Annotated in this window: 4 protein-coding genes and 2 pseudogenes; 2 read left to right on the top strand and 4 right to left on the bottom strand. The window is 70.6% G+C overall.

Translation table 11 applies throughout. The features are described 5' to 3' along the window. Positions 1–829, bottom strand: a pseudogene (locus tag J5F18_RS08210) (VTT domain-containing protein); the annotation flags it as partial. Positions 830–984: 155 nt separating this feature from the next. Here J5F18_RS08210 and msrA point away from each other — a divergent pair. Beyond that, positions 985–1,632, top strand: coding sequence for a peptide-methionine (S)-S-oxide reductase MsrA (gene msrA / locus J5F18_RS08205; RefSeq protein WP_346301778.1), 648 nt, complete (start codon positions 985–987; stop codon positions 1,630–1,632). On the opposite strand, the gene J5F18_RS08200 is transcribed toward msrA, so the two are convergent. Then, positions 1,603–2,805, bottom strand: a complete 1,203-nt coding sequence (locus J5F18_RS08200) for an MFS transporter (protein ID WP_346301777.1) — start codon at positions 2,803–2,805, stop codon at positions 1,603–1,605. The genes msrA and J5F18_RS08200 overlap by 30 nt on opposite strands. 108 nt (positions 2,806–2,913) lie before the next feature. On the opposite strand from J5F18_RS08200, the pseudogene J5F18_RS08195 reads away from it, so the two are divergent. Continuing rightward, positions 2,914–3,782: pseudogene (locus J5F18_RS08195) on the top strand (LysR substrate-binding domain-containing protein). A gap of 27 nt (positions 3,783–3,809) precedes the next feature. Here J5F18_RS08195 and J5F18_RS08190 read toward each other — a convergent pair. Continuing rightward, positions 3,810–4,439 carry an NlpC/P60 family protein gene (locus tag J5F18_RS08190; RefSeq protein WP_346301776.1) on the bottom strand — a complete coding sequence of 210 codons (630 nt, stop codon included), beginning with the start codon at positions 4,437–4,439 and terminating at the stop codon, positions 3,810–3,812. Between the two features lie 226 nt (positions 4,440–4,665). After that, on the bottom strand, positions 4,666–5,403 hold a 738-nt coding region (locus J5F18_RS08185; protein WP_346301775.1), incomplete at its 5' end, for a DUF1266 domain-containing protein.

The raw sequence follows: 5,403 nt of genomic DNA, 5'->3' as shown, positions 1-5,403 counted from the left end.
CTCCCGGCTGTCATGGGGTTCGACCTCACGGATCGCGCGCTGGACATGGGCCATCACCGCCGGGAAGTCGATCGCCGGCTCGCCGGCCTGCACGCCGAAGCGTGGGGCCCCGCGCACCTCCCGGGCGAGCCGTGCCGCGCGGATCAGCGCCTTGGAGGGCACGCAGCCGGTGTTGAGGCAGTCGCCGCCCAGCCGGTCGCGCTCCACCAGCGCCACCTTCGCCTTCACCGCCGCGGCGATGTAGCTGGCCACCAGGCCCGCGGAGCCCCCGCCGATCACCACGATGTCCTGATCGAAGCGGGTTGGCCGGTGGAAGCGCCGCGGGCCAGCCAGGGGAAGAGCCCGCTCCAGGCGAAGGAGGCGATCAGGCCCGGCGAGAGAATCCCCGAGAGCGACTCCAGGCTGCCGAGCTCGCGCCCCGCGTTCACGAACACCGCCGTGCCGGGCAGCATGCCCAGCTGGCTGACCCAGTAGAAGGTCCACAGCCGCATGCGGGTCAGCCCCAGCACCAGGTTGATCACGAAGAAGGGAAAGAGCGGGATCAGCCGCAGCGTGAAGAGATAGAAGGCCCCCTCCCGTGCGATGCCGGCATTGACGCGCGCCAGCTGGGGGGCGAAGCGCCGCTCCAGGGGCCCGCGGGCCAGGGTGCGGGCGATCAGCGCCGCCAGGGTCGCCCCCAGGGTGCTGGTTCCGCGGCCAACCAGGCCCGGAAGCGGGCCTGCTCGGCCTGCAGGGTCTCCAGGGTGAGGGCATCGTGGGCGCCGCTGAGGAACCAGGCCGCCACGGCCAGGGCGATCAGCGCCGCGAGGATCAGACGAGGTCGCGTCAAGGGAAGGCTCCTGAAGGTGATCGGGATAGGCGTCGCCACTCTGTCGCGCCCCGGCACCAAGCCTTACCGGCCACGCAGCATCAACAGGCGTTATACGGAACCCTGCCCCTGCAACAGCCTCCAATCTAGCATCCCTGAACGACGGAGCCACCCCGATGCCCTCGCCCGTCCTGCCTGCCGCCCGCTGGCCCGCCCTGCTCGCCCTGCCCCTGGCGCTTGGCCTGGCCGCCCAGGCCCTCTCCGCGGAAGAGCCGGCCAGCGCCGTCTTCGCCGGCGGCTGCTTCTGGTGCATGGAAGAGGCCTTCGACCCGGTTCCGGGGGTGCTCTCGACCACCTCCGGCTTCAGCGGCGGCCACGTGGAGAACCCCAGCTACAACCAGGTGGTCGCCGGCGGCACCGGCCATGCCGAGGTGGTGAAGGTGGAATATGACCCAGCCGTGGTGGACTACGCGGCGTTGCTCCACGTGTTCTGGCGCAACATCGATCCCTTCGCCGTGAACCGCCAGTTCTGCGACGTCGGCGAGGCCTATCGCAGCGCCCTCTTTCCCATGAACGACGAGGAGCGCCGCCTCGCCGAGGCCAGCCAGGCGGCCCTCGCCGAGCGCTTCGGCCGCGAGATCGCCACCGAGATCCTCGATTTCGAGACCTTCTATCTCGCCGAGGAGTACCACCAGAACTACTATCGCAGGAACCCGGTTCGCTACAACTTCTACAAGGCGGCCTGCCGCCGAGTGGAGCGCCTCGAGGAGGTGTGGGGCGAGGAGGCCGGCGGCCTAGGCGGCCACCCGGCCGCAGCGCGCTGAGCCCTCGCGGCGCCACAGCCAGGCGGCAAGGCCCAGGGTGACCCCCAGCACCAGCCAGGAGCCGAACGCCACCCCGGGCCAGGCGGCCAGCTGCCAGAAGGGCTCCAGCCAGAAGCCCCCCAGGCTGGCCCCCCCGTAGTAGAACACCAGATAGAGCGCCGAGGCGCTGCCCCGCGCCCGGCCGGCGTGACGGCCTACCCAGCTGGACGCCATGGCATGGGCCAAGAAGAAACCGAAGGCGTTGACGGTCAGACCGAGCAGGATCACCGGCAGGCTGTCGACCAGCGTCACCAGGGTGCCGACAGCCAGGATCCCGATGCCCATCATCATGCAGGCGGGCTGCGAGAGGTAGCGCACCAGGCGCCCGGAGAGCGAGGAGCCCAGGGTGCCGCCCAGATAGGTCAGGAAGATCAGCCCCAGCAGCTGAGCCCCCAGCCCGAAGGGGGCCTCCGCCAGGCGGAAGGTGATATAGCTGTACTGGTTGATGAAGATCAGGAAGTTGAGGCCGCCCAGCAGGTAGGCCGCCAGCAGCGTCGGGTTGCGCAGATGGGCGGCGAGGTCGGCCAGGGCGCCGCGCAGCTCGAAGCGGCGCGGGGTGAAGGCCTGCGCCTTCGGCAGCAGCTTCCAGAATACCGCGACCCCGACCAGGGTGATCAGGCCCACCACCAGGAAACTGGCCGAGCTCCCGGCGGCCTCGCCCACCGCCCCGCCCACCACGCGACCGCTGATGCCGCCCAGGGTGTTGGCCCCGATATAGAGCCCCACCGCGGCGAGCATGGCCTGGGGTTCGAACTCATCCCCCATCCAGGCAATGGCCACCGCCGGCAGCCCCCCGAGCACGAAGCCCTGCAGCGCGCGCAGCACCAGCAGCGACTCGAAGGTGGGCGCCAGGGCCAGGGCCAGCGAGAGCGCGCCGGCCGCCAGCAGCGTCAGGCGCATGATGCGGTCCCGGCCGATGGCGTCCGAGAGCGGCCCGTAGACCAGCAGCGACAGCGCCAGGGCCAGGGTGGCGACCGACATCACCAGGCCGGCCACCAGGGTGGAGACGCCGTAGGTCTCGCGCAGGTCGGGGAGCAGCGGCTGAGGCGCATAGAGGTTCAGGAAGACCAGCAGCGACCCCAGGCTGAGGGCCAGGGTGGCGCGCCACCAGGCGCGCGTTCGGGTCTGGATCATGACAACCCTGAGTTCAGGAAGGATGGGAAGACCATGATGGCGCCGGCGACACAATAAGCCAAACAGAATAAAATGATGCCAACAATCACTTAATCCGATAGGTGAGTCATGCCACTGCCCTTCGACCTGCGCGCCCTCGGGGTCTTCCTGGCCGTCGCCGAGCACGGCGGCTTCAGCGCCGCGGCACGGACGCTGAACGTGGCCCAGTCGGCGGTCAGCCAGACCATCGCCACCCTCGAGAAGCGCCTGGAGCTGACGCTCTTCCATCGACACGAACGCCGCATCTCGCTGACCCCCGAGGGTCAGACCCTGCAGCACCACGCTCGGGAGCTGATGGAGCGCGCCGAGGCGGCTCACCTGGCGATGCGCGAGCTGCACGGCCTGGTCAAGGGCGAGGTACGCATCGGCATTCCCTCGATGCTCGGCTCCTACTACTTTCCCCCGCTGCCCATCCGGGCATCCGCCTGACGGTGGTGGAGGCCGGGGCGCGACGGCTGCAGCGCATGATCACCGACGGCGAACTGGACCTGGGGGTGGTGGTCGACGAGGGCACCGGCGAACGCCTGGAGCGACGGCCGCTGGTCCGGGAGGAGATGGTGGTCTGTGTGCCCCGGGAGCACCCCTTCGCGTCCTGCCCGGCGGTGACGCCCGAGGCCTTCTTTGCCGAGCCGCTGGTGCTCTTCCAGGACGGCTACTTCCACCGCGAGTTCGTCGAGATCCTCTCCCGGGGCACCGGGCTCACCGCCGACGTGGCCTTCGAGTCGAACCTGATCCCGCTGACCAAGGCGATCGTCCGCCAGGGGTTCGGCATCACGACCTTCCTGCGGCGGGTGGTGGATGAGCCGGAGCTGGCGGCGGTCTCCTTCGACCCGCCGGCCTGGCTCGACCTCTCGCTGGCCTGGGCGTGCGGCGCCTACCTGTCACGGGCCGAGCAGGCCTTCGTGGACTATGTGCTGGCCCACCGCGAGTCGCTTTAGGCGAGGCGATGGCGAGCCGCGCCCGGCCTACCCCTCGCCGCTCGCCAGTACCCGCTGGGCCAGGGTGGTGGGCTCCAGGGTACGCCGGGCCTGCCAGTAGTGGCGCCGCCAGTAGCGGTTGTCGAGCTCGGAGATCTTCACCCCCCGGGAGGTGGAGGCGTGCAGGAAGCGCCCCTCGCCGAGGTAGATCCCCACATGGTCGTAGCGGCCGGGCGGGCGGAAGAAGACCAGATCCCCGGGCACAAGCTCGTCGCGCTCGACCGTGGTGCCCTGGTGGACCTGCTCGCCGGTGGAGCGCGGCAGCGAGACCCGAAAGGTCTCCTCGAAGACAGTCTGCACCAGCGCCGAGCAGTCGATCCCCTGGAAGCCGGTGCCGCCCAGCCGGTAGGGCGTCCCCGCCCAGCGCTCGTGCTGGGCGAGCAGCGCCTGCTGGACCAGCGCCGGCGGCGGGTTGGCCAGGCTACGCGCCTCGAGGATAGGGTTGTCCACCGGGGACATCATGGGATCCCAGCCGCCGGGAAGCCCCGGCAGCTGGCGCGCGAAGTAGGGCGTATCGGCATCCCGGGAGGCGGTATCCCGGGGTGTGGCGACACAGCCGGCCAGCAGGGCCAGCGACACCATTGTTGCCAGGGCACGACACGACGACGTGACGACCATCCTGCAGCGACCTCGATCCCTGAGCCGCGCCCCGCCCGTCGCATCGAGGCGCCCGGTGGCGGGGGGAGTGATCGCTGTGGCAGTGGTGCCGGTAAGCGGCCGGTATCACTGCCACAGCGGCCTGTCGGCGGCTCGCTGTAGCATTGGGCTCCCGACAGGTGGAGCCGCGATAGTTAACCCGTCGACTATAAACCAGCCCCGGGCCGCTGGCGAGCCCCGACCACCCTCAGTGCAGGGTCCGCGAATCGCCCGGCAGGGTATCGATGTGCAGTGGCGCCCAGTGCCGCGGTCGGGCACCGGGAAACTCCAGGCTCGCCCAGGGCCCTGCCAGGGGCGGCGCCGCGGCCAGCCAGGCCACCAGGGCCTGGCGGAAGCCGGCGAGGAAGTTCTCCCGCTCCGGGGTTTCGCCCATGAAGAAGGAGAAGCCGGCATGCAGGCCGCGGGCGTAGGCCTCCCAGCCCGAGTAGTGGGTCGCGGCCAGGGCGTGGGCGCGCTCCAGCACCGCCAGGAAGGCGCGCTCCTCCAGCCAGCCCAGCTGGCGGGCGGCGATGGCCAGGTCCACCGCCTGGGCCACGTCCCAGGCAGCCATATCGGTGTCGTTGCAGCCGTCCTCGTTGTCACGCACCCGCTGCAGCCGCAGCAGGTGGGTTCGCTCCTCGTCGCTGCAGGCCCCGGACTCCAGGGTGGCGATCTCCGAGCCCAGCCGGGCGGGGTTGAGGGTGTAGGGCGCGTAGTTAACCTGGTACTCCTGGCGGTCGCCGACCTCCAGCAGGTAGTCCAGGAACTCGCCCAGCTCCTCGGCGCCGTTCAGGCCATAGTGACCGTCGATCCACTCGCGGATCGCCCCCTGCTCACGCGCGCTCTCGGGGTGCGGCAGGCTCCAGGGGGGGCTGTTGAGCGGCCCCACCAGCGCCAGGGCGGTAAACTGCGAAAGGCTGGGGCGCGGGCCGGGCTCCTGCCAGTC

This window comes from Halomonas sp. BM-2019 (assembly GCF_017584085.1).
This window is presented reverse-complemented; position numbering and strand designations above follow the sequence as displayed.

Coding starts and splice junctions, on each gene's coding strand:
- msrA (WP_346301778.1), top strand. CDS start 985: ATGCCCTCGCCCGTCCTGCCTGCCGCCCGCTGGCCCGCCCTGCTCGCC.
- J5F18_RS08200 (WP_346301777.1), bottom strand. CDS start 2,805: ATGATCCAGACCCGAACGCGCGCCTGGTGGCGCGCCACCCTGGCCCTC.
- J5F18_RS08190 (WP_346301776.1), bottom strand. CDS start 4,439: ATGGTCGTCACGTCGTCGTGTCGTGCCCTGGCAACAATGGTGTCGCTG.